Source organism: Mesorhizobium sp. BHbdii (genome assembly GCF_053848045.1).
In genome coordinates, this window is record NZ_JBSPKX010000014.1 from 26,590 (window position 1) to 40,897 (window position 14,308).

General features: G+C 60.6%; 15 protein-coding genes and 3 pseudogenes. 13 read left to right on the top strand and 5 right to left on the bottom strand.

Going from position 1 to position 14,308, the window contains the following annotated elements; genetic code table 11:
• Positions 1-7 precede the first annotated feature (7 nt).
• From trbK-alt to ACWTU8_RS30475, 13 genes and pseudogenes are all read left to right on the top strand, one after another.
• Entirely contained in the window at positions 8-334 is a 327-nt protein-coding gene (gene trbK-alt / locus ACWTU8_RS30415) for a putative entry exclusion protein TrbK-alt (protein ID WP_455851042.1), read from the top strand.
• On the top strand, positions 331-1,728 hold the full coding sequence (gene trbL / locus ACWTU8_RS30420) for a P-type conjugative transfer protein TrbL (RefSeq protein WP_455851043.1): 1,398 nt from the start codon (positions 331-333) through the stop codon (positions 1,726-1,728). The genes trbK-alt and trbL overlap by 4 nt, the downstream gene beginning before the upstream one ends.
• Complete coding sequence (gene trbF, locus ACWTU8_RS30425) at positions 1,725-2,411, top strand: conjugal transfer protein TrbF (RefSeq protein ID WP_455851044.1); 687 nt, start codon at positions 1,725-1,727, stop codon at positions 2,409-2,411. The genes trbL and trbF overlap by 4 nt, the downstream gene beginning before the upstream one ends.
• Positions 2,411-3,457: a P-type conjugative transfer protein TrbG gene (gene trbG, locus ACWTU8_RS30430; RefSeq protein ID WP_455851058.1), complete on the top strand. Its 1,047-nt coding sequence runs from the start codon at positions 2,411-2,413 to the stop codon at positions 3,455-3,457. The genes trbF and trbG overlap by 1 nt, the downstream gene beginning before the upstream one ends.
• Positions 3,454-4,656, top strand: a complete 1,203-nt coding sequence (locus ACWTU8_RS30435) for a TrbI/VirB10 family protein (protein ID WP_455851045.1) — start codon at positions 3,454-3,456, stop codon at positions 4,654-4,656. Before trbG ends, ACWTU8_RS30435 begins: the two co-directional genes overlap by 4 nt.
• Entirely contained in the window at positions 4,653-4,802 is a 150-nt protein-coding gene (locus tag ACWTU8_RS30440) for a DUF2274 domain-containing protein (protein WP_084646964.1), read from the top strand. The genes ACWTU8_RS30435 and ACWTU8_RS30440 overlap by 4 nt, the downstream gene beginning before the upstream one ends.
• A complete protein-coding gene (locus tag ACWTU8_RS30445; protein ID WP_455851046.1) occupies positions 4,790-5,020 on the top strand; it encodes a DUF2274 domain-containing protein in 231 nt (76 codons plus the stop codon). Before ACWTU8_RS30440 ends, ACWTU8_RS30445 begins: the two co-directional genes overlap by 13 nt.
• 511 nt (positions 5,021-5,531) lie before the next feature.
• Positions 5,532-5,848: pseudogene (locus ACWTU8_RS30450) on the top strand (IS630 family transposase); the annotation flags it as partial.
• Positions 5,849-5,976: 128 nt separating this feature from the next.
• Positions 5,977-7,167 (top strand): TlpA disulfide reductase family protein, encoded by a 1,191-nt coding sequence (locus ACWTU8_RS30455; RefSeq protein ID WP_455851047.1) that lies wholly within the window; start codon positions 5,977-5,979, stop codon positions 7,165-7,167.
• A 426-nt stretch (positions 7,168-7,593) separates the two neighbouring features.
• Positions 7,594-7,767 (top strand): hypothetical protein, encoded by a 174-nt coding sequence (locus ACWTU8_RS30460; protein WP_455851048.1) that lies wholly within the window; start codon positions 7,594-7,596, stop codon positions 7,765-7,767.
• A gap of 385 nt (positions 7,768-8,152) precedes the next feature.
• Positions 8,153-8,469, top strand: a pseudogene (locus tag ACWTU8_RS30465) (IS630 family transposase); the annotation flags it as partial.
• Positions 8,470-8,594: 125 nt separating this feature from the next.
• Complete coding sequence (locus ACWTU8_RS30470) at positions 8,595-9,752, top strand: TlpA disulfide reductase family protein (protein WP_455851049.1); 1,158 nt, start codon at positions 8,595-8,597, stop codon at positions 9,750-9,752.
• Positions 9,753-10,197: 445 nt separating this feature from the next.
• Positions 10,198-10,404 (top strand): annotated as a pseudogene (locus ACWTU8_RS30475) (DUF2274 domain-containing protein); the annotation flags it as partial.
• On the opposite strand, the gene ACWTU8_RS30480 reads toward ACWTU8_RS30475, so the two are convergent.
• The 5 genes from ACWTU8_RS30480 to ACWTU8_RS30500 form a co-directional block, all read right to left on the bottom strand.
• Positions 10,340-10,747: a LysR family transcriptional regulator gene (locus ACWTU8_RS30480; protein WP_455851050.1), complete on the bottom strand. Its 408-nt coding sequence runs from the start codon at positions 10,745-10,747 to the stop codon at positions 10,340-10,342. The pseudogene ACWTU8_RS30475 and the gene ACWTU8_RS30480 sit on opposite strands and share 65 nt — an antisense overlap.
• Positions 10,748-10,781: 34 nt before the next feature.
• Positions 10,782-11,384 carry an acyl-homoserine-lactone synthase gene (locus ACWTU8_RS30485; protein ID WP_455851051.1) on the bottom strand — a complete coding sequence of 201 codons (603 nt, stop codon included), beginning with the start codon at positions 11,382-11,384 and terminating at the stop codon, positions 10,782-10,784.
• A gap of 76 nt (positions 11,385-11,460) precedes the next feature.
• Positions 11,461-11,655 carry a response regulator transcription factor gene (locus tag ACWTU8_RS30490; protein WP_455851052.1) on the bottom strand — a complete coding sequence of 65 codons (195 nt, stop codon included), beginning with the start codon at positions 11,653-11,655 and terminating at the stop codon, positions 11,461-11,463.
• 213 nt (positions 11,656-11,868) lie between these two features.
• Positions 11,869-13,047, bottom strand: coding sequence for a heparan-alpha-glucosaminide N-acetyltransferase domain-containing protein (locus tag ACWTU8_RS30495; RefSeq protein ID WP_455851053.1), 1,179 nt, complete (start codon positions 13,045-13,047; stop codon positions 11,869-11,871).
• Positions 13,048-13,821: 774 nt separating this feature from the next.
• Positions 13,822-14,001, bottom strand: coding sequence for a hypothetical protein (locus ACWTU8_RS30500; RefSeq protein WP_455851054.1), 180 nt, complete (start codon positions 13,999-14,001; stop codon positions 13,822-13,824).
• Between the last annotated feature and the right edge of the window lie 307 nt (positions 14,002-14,308).

Sequence of the window (14,308 nt, forward strand, 5' to 3'; positions counted from 1 at the left end):
TTCTCCTATGGACTTCAAGACGACCGCCCGCTTGATCGGGGTAACGGCGCTCGCACTGGCGGTCGCCATCACCATCATCTCGCGCAACGACGACAAATACACTGCTCCGCCAATCCTGCGCCCGGCCGATCCCGATAGCGGTCCGCTGGTCCGTGAGCTCACGCGTTGCCGCATGCTCGGCGAACAGGCCACCCGCGACATTGCCTGTAAGGCGGCCTGGGAAGAAAGCCGACGCCGCTTCTTCATGCCCAGCAATCGCGACAAACCGGCGTGGCCGGCCGACGACCGGTTCGGCCGGATCGACCGCTCGATCGGCGAGGACAAGACGCCATGAACGACACCGGCGTCATTGACCGCTTTCTCGAAACCTTCACCCGATACATCGATTCCGGCTTCGGCCTGCTCGGTGGTGAGGTCGCCTTCCTCACCTCAACCCTGATCGTCATCGACATCACGCTTGCGGGAATATTCTGGGCCTGGGGCGCTGACGAGGACGTGCTGCACCGACTGGTGAAGAAGACGCTCTACATAGGCTTCTTCGCCTTCATCATCGGTAACTTCAATCGTCTCGCCGGCATCGTCTTCGAGAGCTTTTCCGGGCTCGGCCTCAAGGCGGGAGGGTCGGCACTTTCCGGTGCCGCGCTGCTGCAGCCAGGCCGCGTCGCGCAGGTTGGCATTGACGCAGGCAATCCTATCCTGGAAGCCGCCAGCCAGTTGATGGGCTACGTCTCCTTCTTCGAGAACTTTGTCCAGATCGCCGTTCTGATGATCGCCTGGGCAATTGTCCTCATCGCCTTCTTTATCCTGGCCGTGCAGATCTTTGTCACGCTCATCGAGTTCAAGCTGACGACACTTGCCGGCTTTGTGCTGATTCCGTTTGCGCTGTTCAGCAGGACGGCCTTCCTCGCCGAAAAAGTGCTCGGCAATATCGTTGCTTCCGGTGTGAAAATTCTCGTGCTCGCCGTCATCGTCGGCATCGGCTCGGGTCTCTTTGGCGAATTCACCCAAGGCTTCGCTGACCAACCCACGATCACGGATGCGCTGTCACTTGTGCTCGGCGCTCTGTCGCTGATGGGGCTCTCGATCTTCGGCCCGGGCGTTGCGACAGGGCTCGTCTCAGGAGCGCCGCAACTCGGCGCTGGTGCCGCAGTCGGCACGAGCCTCGCCGCCGCGGGACTAGGCGCCGCGGGTTACATGGGCGCGCGTGCGGGACTGAGTGGTGCCGCAAGTGCCGTTGGCGCCGCAGGGCGCATGTCGGCTGCTGCGGTGCGAGGCGGCGCTCATCTAGCGGGAAGTACGTCGACTGCTTATGGGCTCGCCGCCGCAGCGTCGGGACAGCGCGGTGCCGGCGCAGTCGCCGCCGGTCTCGGCGGTGTCGCTCGAGCCGGGGTCGGGGTCGCACTTCAGCCGGTCAGGCAAGCCATGTCGCGCGCCGCGTCGGCGCTCGGCAGCAGCAATCAATCCGGTCGGTCTGCGGGATGGAATGCTACCGGCGGGCAATCGCCTGTTGGCAGCATGAGCGCAGCCGCAAACGATCCCTCCTTTGCCAGACCGGCCACCGCGTCCCCTTCGAACTCCACAGCCGGCTCGCCGCCGGAATGGGCCACTCGCATGAAGCGCGGCCAGACCCTGAGGCATGGGGCCGGCTTGGCAGCGCATACCGTCCGCTCTGCCGATCATGGCGGCGGCTCGATGAATGTTTCTCTCCATCAGGATGACCACCGATGAATCCTTTCAAACGACCTTCCGTCCGGTACGGCAAGACGACCCAGCCGGAGACGCCGTATCAGCGCGCAGTCCAAGCGTGGGATGAGCGCATTGGCTCGGCGCGTGTGCAGGCGAAAAGCTGGCGGCTGATGGCGTTCGGGTCGCTCGTGCTCGCCGGCGGCTTTGCGTCGGCATTGGTCTGGCAATCGACGCGGGGCTCCGTCGTTCCCTGGGTGGTTCAGGTCGACAAGTTTGGCGAGGCCCAGGTGGTGGGACCGGCCATGGCCGACTTCAAGCCGACGGATCCGCACATCGCATGGCATCTCGCCCGCTTCATTGAGCAGGTGCGAAGTATCGCGGACGATCCTGTCATCGTGCGCCAGAACTGGTTGCGCGCCTACGACTACACAACCGATCGCGGCGCCACCTCTCTCAACGACTACGCCCGCCTGAACGACCCTTTTGCTAAGGTCGGCAAAGTCCAGGTCGCAATCGAGATCTCGAGCGTCATCCGTGCCTCACCGGACTCGTTTCGCGTCGCCTGGACCGAGCGCCGCTACGAGAACGGCAGCCTGGCTAGCACCGAACGCTGGACCGCCATCCTCACCATCATCATTCAACAACCCCGCGATGCCGAGCGGCTGAAAGCCAATCCGCTCGGTGTCTACGTCAACGCCATAAACTGGTCGAAGGAGCTTTCATGATGCGTCCCGCACGAACACCGACAAGGGGCCAACGGGCGGCGCGCGTGCTTGCCGCAGGCCTGCTATCCGCGACAGCGCTCGTCGGCTGCGCCTCGAAAAAATACATTCCGCCCGAGATCGACTACGACGATGCCGCGCCTGCCGTCCAGAAGGCCGATGCGCCTAGCCCCGTGAAGGTGGTCGAACTGCCGAAGCCTCTTCCGCTCCCCGGTCAGTTGAAGTCGGTCAAAAACAGCGGCAAAGCGAAGGCGGAGGTTGCCGACCCGAAGCTGCGCATAAGCCAGGCGAACGAGGCCGCGCGAATGCAGCCCGTCCGCGACGGCTTCATCAACGCAATCCAGCTTTATCCCTGGAGCGAGGGCGCGCTCTACCAGATCTATGCCGCCCCGGGCCAGGTCACCGACATCGCTTTGCAGCCGGGCGAGCAACTTGTCGGCTCCGGTCCCGTCGCCGCCGGCGACACCGTTCGCTGGATCATCGGTGATACGCAAAGCGGGGCAGGGGACCGGCGTCAGGTCCACATTCTCGTCAAGCCGACGCGCCCCGATCTCCAGACCAACCTAGTCATCAACAGTGACCGTCGCACCTATCATCTCGAGCTACGCTCGACCGAGAAAACCTACATGGCCTCTGTCTCCTGGCAGTACCCGCAGGATCAGTTGATTGCCCTGCGTCGGCAGAACGCCCAGGCTTCCGCTGCGCAGCCTGTGGCTTCCGGCGTCGACATTCAGAAACTCAACTTCCGCTATCGGATCGAGGGCGACCCAGCACCCTGGAAGCCGCTGCGCGCTTTCGACGATGGCGCAAAAGTCTATATCGAATTCCCATCTGGCATCGGTCACGGTGAAATGCCGCCGCTGTTCGTCATCGGTCCGTCAGGTGGCTCCCAACTGGTCAACTACCGCGCCCGCCAAAACTACTATGTCGTCGACCGGCTGTTTGCCGCGGCCGAACTGAGGCTGGGCGACAAAACGAGCGAAAAGCGCGTCCGGATCGTGCGCACCGACGGTAAGAAGCCGCGGCGCCGCGTGAGGCTGTTTCGATGAGCGAAACTTCCAATTCATATAGCCCGGCTATCGAAGCGGAGCTGCGGCTGCGACCAGAGCCCGCAAGGGTGACGCGACTGTCGCGCAAGGTGCTCATTGGCCTTGGCGGCGTCGCAAGCGTCGCGATCCTCGGCACGCTGATCTGGGCACTCGATAGCAGACGGCGCGGCAACGAGCAGTCATCCGAACTGTTCAGCACGGAAAACCGTACCACCGCCGACGGACTGCAGGGCCTGCCAAAGGACTATTCGGGCGTCCCGAAACTCGGGCCTGCATTGCCCGGCGATCTCGGACGGCCGATCCTGCGCGCGCAAGAGCGAGGCCAGCAGGTTCAGGTCCCAGACATCCAAACACCGCGTGCCGATCCGGAAGAACAACGCCGCCTGGCCGAGATCGAGGCCGCCCGCGTGGCAAAGCTGTTCACCGACACGAATTCGCGGGCCAATTCAGCGCGACAGAGTTCTGGCGGCGCAAATAGCGGCGGCGACGCCTTGTCAGGATTGGCGTCGCCGCCCGAACTGCCGGCGCTCGAGCCGGGCCCGGCTCAAAATCGCAAGCTCGCCTTCGTCAATGCTAAGCCCGATCGCCGCACCGTCAGTCCCGATCGCCTCGCCGAAAAAGCATCGCCCTACGTTGTGCAGGCCGGAACGGTCATTCCAGCTGCCCTCATCACTGGCATCCGCTCTGACCTGCCCGGCCAAATCAGCGCTCAGGTCACGGAGAATGTCTATGATAGCCCGACAGGGTCATACCTGCTCGTCCCGCAAGGAGCAAAACTGATTGGCCAGTATGACAGCCAGGTCGCCTTCGGCCAGTCGCGCGTACTGCTGGTGTGGAACCGGCTCATCATGCCCAATGGCACCTCGATTGTGCTGGAGCGCCAGCAGGGCACGGATGCCGAAGGGTTCTCTGGGCTCGAGGACGAGGTCGACCATCACTGGGGCCAGCTGTTTCGGGCTGCAGCGCTCTCGACGCTGCTTGGCATCGGCACCTCGCTTGGTTCCAGCAACGAAGAAAGCGATATCGCCAAGGCCATTCGCGAAGGCGCACAGGATTCGCTCAGCAATGTCGGCCAGCAGATCGTGCGCAATCAGCTCAATGTCCAGCCGACGCTAACAATCCGGCCGGGTTTTCCGGTTCGCGTTATCGTCAATCGCGATCTTGTGCTGGCGCCATATGGCGCGAAGGATCCATCATGACCAAGCTGAAACTCTCTGCAATTCCCGACGATCGGCCAGTCACGCCGGCGACCGTTCATCGCGATCTGATCGCCTATGCCGATTCTCTGAACGGTCAACATAACTCTGTCGCACCTTGTATAGGAGGCGGCGCATGGGAAACCTGAAACTTGGTCCATTGCCGAAATTCGGGACGGTCCGCATGACGATCGCGCTTCCCGAGCCGCTTAAGGACGAACTGGAGCGCTACGCGGCGGAATACAGCCGCTTGTATGAGCCCGTCCAAGCGGCGGCTCTGATCCCCCATATGCTCGAGGCCTTCATGCGATCGGATCGCGGCTATCGCAGCCGCAAGGCGCAAGCGGCGCGAGGACAAGTCCGTTAACATGGGGTCGGGCCGTGTCGACACCGCCGTGCAACCAATCTGAGGCGGCAGGGATCATCAGCCTGGCGGCTCCCACGTTCTGCTGAGGCCCATGCGGAGATCCGATCTCCAGCGCTGAGCTGCCGTCGGACAGGCTTGAGGTCTGCACCCAACCCGTCACGCGCCTCATTTGAGGCGAAGGACCGCGTAAGAAGGAAGACGTGCTGAGGCAGCGCAGTGGGCTAAAGATGATATCCAGCTCGCGACAGAGGGGCAGCAACCCGCGCCGCGCGCCTCGTCAATCGCGCTAGAGAAAAGTCAGCGATCGGCAGGCAGGCTGGCTGTTCTGCACGAGGCAGACAGGTCGTGGAGATCGCGCGCGTACTTTTGACCAGCAAGTGCTGCTGCTCAACGAGCCGACTGTCATTCTACCGCCGGCGAGCGCTAGAGCACATCCAGGGATCGATGAATTCATTGTGATGTGACAGAGGTTTGCTGAGCTGATTCAACGTCCACATTAATGAGGTGGATGATGGCAAGGACACTCAGTGAGGACGTTCGGTCGGCGGTTTTGAAGGCTTGCGATGAGGGTACGTCGGCGCGACAGGCGGCGGCGCGGTTCGGCGTGGGGATATCGAGTGCGCTCCATTGGATCGCGCGGCGAAAATCGGCGAGCGAACGCCTCGGCCACAGGGCTGGCGGCGCGCCTCCAGTCTCGATGCGCATGAAGCCTTCATCGCCGGATTGATCAAGGCTTGCAAGAACATCACGCTGGACGAGATGGTTGAACTGCTGGCCCTCGAGCGGTCGGCCCGCATTGGTGGCAGTGCCTTGAGCGAGCTGGCACGGCCTTTGCTCAAGACGAATGGCAACCCTGCTGAGGGCTGACCACGCAAGACGTGCGAATCTTTTAGTTTGTGTGTTCCGTTTCCGACAAAGACAGACTCGCACATTTGGCAATAGCTTTGGAGAGCGACATGGTACTTCGAATGGATTCCCCGGCCCCTGCCATCAAGGTGCAGAGCTGGCTGCGTGGCGAGCCCCTCACGAGCTTCAAGCCCGGCAAAGTGTATATCGTCGAATTTTGGGCAACGTGGTGCGGACCATGTGAGGACTGGATGCCGCATCTGATGCAGTTGCAGGAGAAATACAGGGACAGCGGAGTCGAGATCGTCGGAGTCGCGGCTTCTGAAGACGCTCCAACGGCCGATGAGGCCCGAAGCCAGTTGGACGCGTGGTTGACCGAAAAGTTCTCGAATCTGAATTATCGGATCGCGTTCGACTCCACAGGCGAAATGGACAAGCTTTGGATGGAGCCCAGCTTTTCTGTCGGGATTCCGACCTCGTTCGTGGTCGACCGTGACGGTCACATCGCCTTTATCGGTCATCCGATGCAACTCGATGAGGTCTTGCCGAAAGTGCTCAACGGCAGCTGGCGCAGCAGCGATCAAGCGAAAGCCGCCGATGCGGAGCGGATTGCGAAAGACGAACCCATAGCGCGCGAACAAGCGCTGAAGAAGCCGATCCTTGAGAAATTTCGGGCGGCGGTGGAGAAAAAGGATTGGAAGACGGCGCGCTCGGCCATCGAAGAAGGCATCGCCTTGTTGCCGGACGACCTCGATTTGCGCCTGACTCAGGCGCATCTGCTGCTTCACAGAATGCGCGACATGCGGGCAGGCTTGCCGGTCATGCGCCAATTCGTTCGCGACGCGATCAACAGAAATTCCGTGAATTGGGTGTCTCAGGTGCTGGAACAACTCTTCCATCCGGAGGAGGACTATTCGTACCTTCCGTCTGCCGAGCGCTTCGCGATGGGCAAGGAGCTATCCGAACACATCCTGGCTCTGGATCCCCCGGAAGGCGACGTCGACCTCAAGTTCCTATATTATCCGGTGCTAGGTCAGTACTTTTACGAGACCGGCGACAAGGATCGCGCGATCGAGTTGGTCGAAGTGGCAATGAAGTCGCTAGCGGATTGGCAGGATGGCTCAGACGAACTGAAACAGAACCTTGGACCGGGGTTGCTGCAGGCCCTGGCCAACTACAGGGGTGAGAAGGTTTGTTCAGGAGATCTCTGTGCGGTTCCACAAAAGGATTTCCTGAAACCAAACCGCACCCGGAAGACGGAAGATGAAGGGGATGACACGTCGGAAAATGCTTTGGCCTGATCGGGCGAATTTTGGCGAGTGCATGCGCGTGGCAAGTACGCCGTAAAGGGCGAGTGAAGTCTGGGTCTGTGCGCCGTTGCCATCCTGGGTTGGATGTTATGCTGTCCCTGAGCCCACTTTGCGCGCAGCAGCAAAGGCCTGCCTCACGGGCTCAGGCGGGCCGTCGTCAATGATGGCCGGTTGGCGCCGCGCCAAAAAATCGGTGAGCTAAAGTCGCGGCATTGGTTCTCCAAAAAAAAACGGAGCGTCTTCGGCGCGAACCTTGTTGGAAGCGGTACTCCTCGCGCTGTCCTGCTAGCAGCGTAGCCAAGGTGCAAGAGTTCGCCTGCACCCCAGAACCAGCTCTGCAGCCGCCCCTTCGGTTCAACTTCTCCATCGATGCCCCGAGACATGGCGAGACATGGGTCGTATAGTCTGGACAAACTCTTGGCCGTCAAGGTCGGCCGCAAGCAGATCCGGCCAGATTTAGCTGCGCCCATGTTGTCTCCGTTCATGGCCACGGATCGAGCGTTCGCTTGGGTCAGCCGCGGCACCAAAGGCTGCGAATTTCGCGCGCGGAACGATGATGGAGCATCAGAACTCGGGATGATGCTTGCGTAGAAACGCGAGCAAGTTGGGATCTGTGCCCAAGGAGGCAACAACAGCACTGACGAACCCGCAATGGCAAGGTGGCCTCTTCGATCCGTCCTTCAGCGGCTGGCCATCGTCGTGGCTCGTTGATTCAAGCCCCTCAAACGTGTCGTCCAGATCTTTCAAACGGTGCGGAGCCAACGCAGTGTAAAGACGCTATCCTGCTCGCGACAGAGGGCGGCAACCCGCGCCGCGCGCGCGTACTTTTGGCCAGCTCCGAAGTGCTGCTGCTCAACGAGCCGACCTCAATTTTACCGCCAGCGAGCGCTAAAGCACATCCACAGATCGATGAATTGATTGTGATGTGACACAGCTTTTCTGAGCTGATTCAACGTCCACTTTAATGAGGTGGATGATAGCAAGAACACTCAGTGAGGGCCCTCGGTCGCTGGTTTTGAAGGCTTGCGATGAGGGTACGTCGGCGCGACAGGCGGCGGCGCGGTTCGGCGTGGGGATATCGAGTGCGAGCCGTTGGATGGCGCGGCGAAAATCGGCGAGCGAACGCCTCGGCCACAGGGCTGGCGGCGCGCCTCCGGTCTCGATGCGCATGAAGCCTTCATCGCCGGGTTGATCGAGGCTTGCAAGGACACCACGCTGGACGAGATGGTTGAACTGCTGGCCCTCGAGCGGTCGGCCCGCATTGGTCGCAGTGCCTTGAGCGTGCTGGCACGGCCTTTGCTCAAACTGACGAATGGCAACCCTGCTGAGGGCTGACCACGCAAGACGTGCGAATCTTTTAGTTTGTGTGTTCCGTTTCCGACAAAGACACACATTTGGCAATAGCTTTGGAGAGCGACATGGTGCTTCGAATGGATTCCCCGGCCCCTGCCATCAAGGTGCAGAGCTGGCTGCGTGGCGAGCCGCTGACAGCCTTCCAGCCTGGGAAACTGTACATCGTCGAATTTTGGGCGACGTGGTGTGGCCCATGCGTGTCGGCGATGCCCCATCTGGCGGAGCTGCAGGACAAATACAAAGACAGCGGCCTCGAGGTCGTCGCAGTCGCAGCTTCTGAAAATGCTCCAACCGCGGACGAGGCGCGAACCAAGTTGGACGCGTGGTTGACCGAAAACTGCACGTATCTGAACTATCGGATCGCGTTCGACTTCACAGGCGAAATGGACAAGCTTTGGATGGAACCCAGCCTCTCCCTCGGGATTCCGACCTCGTTCGTTGTCGATCGTGATGGCGCCATCGCCTTTATCGGTCATCCGATGGACCTCGGTAAGGTCTTGCCCAAAGTGATCAAAGGCCGCTGGCGCACCAGCAAGCAAGCGAAAGCCGGTGATGCGAAGCGGATTGCCGAAGACGAAGCCAGAATGGTGAAGATGCCGATTTTTGAGAAGTATTATGCGGCGTTCAAGGCACAGGAGTGGCACACGGCGCTCTCGGCCATCGAAGAGGGTGTCGCCTTGTTCCCGGACGATCCCAATATCCGCACGTGCCATGCGAATCTGCTGCTTCACGAAATGCGCGACATGCGGGCAGGCATGCCGGTCATGCAGCTCTTCGTTCGCGACGCGATCAACCAAAATTGCGTGAATTGGCTCTCTGATGCGCTGGAACAACTCTTCGATCCGGAGGAGGACTATTCGTACCTTCCTTCTGCCGAGCGCTTCGCGATGGGCAAGGAGCTATCCGAACACATCCTGGCTCTGGATCCCCCGGCAGGCGACGGCGCCTTCAAGTTCCTGTATTATCCGGCGCTCGGTCAGTACTTTTACGAGAGCGGCGACAAGGATCGCGCGATCGAGTTGATCGAAGTGGCACTGAAGTCGCTCGCCGATTGGCAGAATTTCTCGGAAAAAACGAAACGGCGGATTGGACAGCGATTGCTGCAGGCCCTGGCCAACTACAAGGGTGAGCAGGTTTGCTCACAAGATCTTTGTGTGGCTCCACAACAGGATTTCCCGAAGCCAAACCGCACCCGGCGGAAGACGAAAGATGAAGAGGGATGACAGGTCGGAAATGCCGTGGCCTGACTGGGCGAATTGTTGGGCGAGTGCACGCGCGCCGCAAGCACGCCGTAAAAGGCGATTGAAGTCTGGGCGTATGCGCCGTCGCCATCCTGGGTTGATGGGCTGCTGTCCCTGATCCTTCCTCTGTGCGCAGCAGCAAAGGCCTGCCTCGCGAGCTCAGGCGGGACGTCGTCAATGATGGTCGGTCGGCGCCGCGCCCAACGATCGGTGAGCTAAAGTCGCGGCATCGGTTCTCCGAAAACCGAGCGTCTTCGGCGAACCGTGTTGCGAGCGGTACCCCTCGCGCTGTCCCGCTGGCCGCGTCCCCAGGTGCAGGACTTCGCTTGCATCCCAAGAACCAGCTCTAGTCGCTCGGTTCAGCGTCTCCATGAACGATCCTGAGACATGGATCCTATAGTCTGGACGCCACAAACTCTTCGGCCGTCAAGCCGGTCGGCCGCAAGCAGATCCGGCCGGATTAATTGCGCCGATGTTGTCTCCGTTCATGGCCACGGATCGAGCGTTCGCTTGGGTCCGCCGCGACATCAAAGGCAGCGAATTTCGCGCGCGGGACGATAATGCGAGCATCAGAACTCGGGATGATGCTTGCGTAGAAACGCGAGCAAGTTGGGATCTTTGCCCAAGGAGGTAACAACAGCACTGAGAAACCCGCAGTGGCAAGGTGGCCCGTCCGATCCGATCGATAGCGGCTGGCTATCGCCGTGGCCCGCTGATTCAAGCCCCTGAAGCGTGTCGTCCAGATCTTTCAGAATGTGTCGTATTTTGGCCAGGAAAGTTTGGCCTGCGACCGTTGCTCTGACCCCGCCGGGGTGGCGTTCGAACAAAGTCACGCCCAGCCTCAATTCGAGATCTTTTATGCGCCTGCTGAGCGCGGAATGATGAATCCGCAGTCGCCGCGATGCGCCGAGGAAGCTGCCTTCCTCGGCGACGACGGTCGCAAAATGAAGCGTGAGAAGTTGGATGGAGCGGCGCATGGCACCTCTTGCGTGCGCGGACCGAGGCTTGCGATTACGATGCGGATTTGTTGCTGCCTGGGCTGCGTGTGTCACGAAGCCTTTGCAGCGTGCGCTCGTCGAAACTGGCTGTCACCGCGACCGTCTCTTCTGCACCGATCATTTTCGGCAGTCCCAGCGGCGTTACCTTGAAATGCAACTGAACCAGGCGCAGCAGCCAGAGCGGGTTCATTTCTACGATGATCGTGTCGACCCCGCTGCCGAGGCCCCACTCGACGATGCCCGACAAAAGCGCATTGGCAACGGGACTCAGCATCCGTCCCCGTTCGCGATATTGCGGCTCGACACAGTAACGCGACCATTCCCAGATGTTTTCTCCGACGGGACGCGTGCCTTCGCACAGCTCCGGCAAGACGTCCGAGAGAAGATGAGGTCGCGTCGACGGCAGCAGGCGTTGGTAGCCGATCACACGGTTGTCCGTGGTGAAGAGCATGTGGACGGCACGCCTGTCGTCGAAGCGGTCGACCTCACGGCCGTCTTCACGCCGCAGGTCGTTCCAGCCCTTTTCTTCGACGAACACCTTGTGCCGAAGCCTAAACGCCTGATCCAGCTCCGCCTTATATTCGTCTGCATTTTGCGACGTGACGACAAGAAGCATCTCGGTTGTCCTCCAGTTTCGAGGCCAACCCAATGGTTCATCGCGGACCCATGCGGCATCACGCGATTGCGTGAGGCTAGCTGATCAGTCCCAGCCGGAAAGCCTTCGCGACAGCATGCACATTGTTTGTCACGCCGAGCCTCTCGCGCACCGATCGCAGATGCGTGTCTGCTGTGTTGCGGCTGATGTTGAGGCGATCAGCGATGTTGTCGACGGTGAGGCCTTCAGCGGCCCAGCGCAGCACGTCCTGCTGGCGAGGCGACAGACGCACGGGATTCGAGGTTCGTTTTGCGTCTGCAAGAATTGCTGCGACGCTGGATCTGAAGGATTTCGAGGACCACACGAGTATGAACAGCGGCTATTCGCGCCACCGTCGCATCTACACGAAAAGTTATCCGACATGCCGGTCAGTTCTCGGCGTAGTGGAACCGCAGGAGCTCCTCAAATGGCCGCGGATCTCGCATGCTGTTCGGTTGACGCAGTGCTAAGGCACGCAGCGAGACAGGTCTGCGGCTTTGCCCATCAGCGCCTCGAGCGGACCTCGGCCGAACGTGCGCCTCCATAACATTGCGAACGCACTGGTTGCGAGCACGAAGCCTCCCAGCAGGTAGAGTGACGGTGACCATCCTGGTTTGACCACCCAGATTCCCCCGATGTGCAGGACATAAGCCGTCAACGACATGGAACCGACAGCCGAGATTGGAGCGGTCAGCATGCGAAGACGCGTGTCGGAAACGGCCAGGCTGATCGCCAGAACCAGGAGGGCAACGCCGGTGTTTCCCAGGATCGAGAAGGTGGTCTCACTGTGCGGTGAGGCCACCCACAACCAATCGGCCTCGCCCCCGAACTTGCGGAACGAGTAGAACCCTCCCGCATCCGACCACCAGAGATCGCCCACGTCCCCACCATACGCGGTGATCGTCTGTGCGACCCCCGGCACATAGTGCAATGCGAGCGCGGACCCTAAATATCCAAGGACGGCAAGCGCCATTCCAGCGGTCGCCAACCACCGGCGGGTGGTTACCTTCGTCAGATTCAGACGTGCGACTGCCATGCCTGCGATCATGAATGGTATCCATGTGATGGCAGGGAACATCCCGCTAATCAACAGGGTGACGAACTGGTCAAAGGCCATCTCCTTATCCATCACCCCGTTAATCAGGAATCTTAGCTGAGGAGACACAAGTGCCGTGGAAAGCGCTATGGCTGCAAGGGTGACCGCATCCAGCCGACAGAGTGGAAGAACCAGCAGAAAGCACAGCCCGTAAGAGGCGAGGATCACCTCCACCCGCGTTCCGATGGCCTGCTGCAGCAGCAGACCTAAGATTAGCAGGATGAGCGCGCGTATCACGATTTTGGTCGCAGCTTGGCGACCTGCCTGTCCTGTCTTTGGGACTGTTCCAGAAATAAGGACAAGGGAGAACCCCGCCAAGAAAGCAAAGAGCGCAGAAGAGCGACCATGAGCGAGTTCTAGAAAGAAGCCGGTGCCCCCCCCTTCGCTTGGATCGGGTCCGACATGTGCGGCGTACATGCCGAACACAGCCAATCCGCGCGCCAGGTCGACGCCGACAAGTCGGTTTGCCGGCGAGCAACGGCCCGAGTCGGCACCTCCTGCCACAGGGGCGTTAGCCACCAAGGCTGAGTTGGGTCGAAAAAAGCTCATGGCCTCCCCGAGTGCGTTGGTAACGCGGCGCCGGGCCGATAAATCCGACGCGCGGTAAGCTCGTGTCCGCAAGAACCATGGAGAAGCGGTGAAGGAACAGGCCACCCGTGGCGAGGGAAGGTCGTGCTATCACGTCGACATGACTGCGGGTTTGGCGAGCTGGGTTGGGATGATTTCTCCTGATTTCCGAGGCGGAGCCCCGGTCGTCGATAGGCACGCAAATGCCGTGCCAAAGGAAAGGCCGCTTGCAGCAACGGCTATGACCTTGAAGGCGTTGTCCGATAGCCGACAATGTCGGACATGCGACGACCTGAACGACTGACATCACGTATTGGGGCGGCCGCTTTTTCGGCGAGTGATAGACAACGACCAGTTCAAGTAGCTGGCGAGCGAGCGCGGGAAGGCTATGGACTTTGCTCGACAGAGCTTCGGGTAAGGCTCTGGCGCCGTGAATTGATCGGCTTAGGATAGAAGCGCCGAAAACGTGTTCGTGGTTTCCGTTCGGTGTGTCCGGCCTCGTGTTGTGCCAGCAATCGAATACGGCCGAAGAAAAGCGGTTCTGTCTGGCTTCTGATGACCCGCCGCTCCGCGACAAATGGCAAGCTCGGTCTCCAAAAACCCGGCTTGTTGCGGCGAGCCTGCAGGCAAGAGCGACCGCCGGACTCCTTGGGTAGAAAAACGCCAGTTGCAAATCTGCGAAGCACCGACGCACGGCAGCCCTATAGAACAGCGCGAGCCGGCCTTTGGCCCGTCGTCCTTTTGACTGCGGCATTCTCAACCCGGCAATAACCTGCGCCGGCCGAATTCGCCGACGAGGCCGACCTGCGGATCGCGGAATGCGGGCTCAGCCTGGAATGGAATCGGGCATACAACTGCGCGATCTCGATCGCGGGCGGCGGTGTTTTCGGCGGCATTCTCTGCCACGTCCGCGCCGAACGAACTGATCGCCGACATCGATCGGTGCTCGAGCCGATAGACGTGGAGATCATATCCCACGACCAGGTGCGAAGACTATTCGGCGACCGCAGGACCGTGAGGCTTGCCCGCAGAAGGGCGATGGGGGTCTGGGTTGTATGCTCCTCGCGCCAGGATGAATTGCGATCCTGTCGCTGAGCCCGTTCTCCTCCAATTCCGAGGCCACCCCAATAGTTTATCGCCAACCGGTGCGGCATCACGCGATTGCGTGAGGCTAGCTGATCAGCCCCAGGCGAAAAGCTTTCGCGACAGCATGCACGTTGTTTGTCACGCCGAGCCTCTCGCG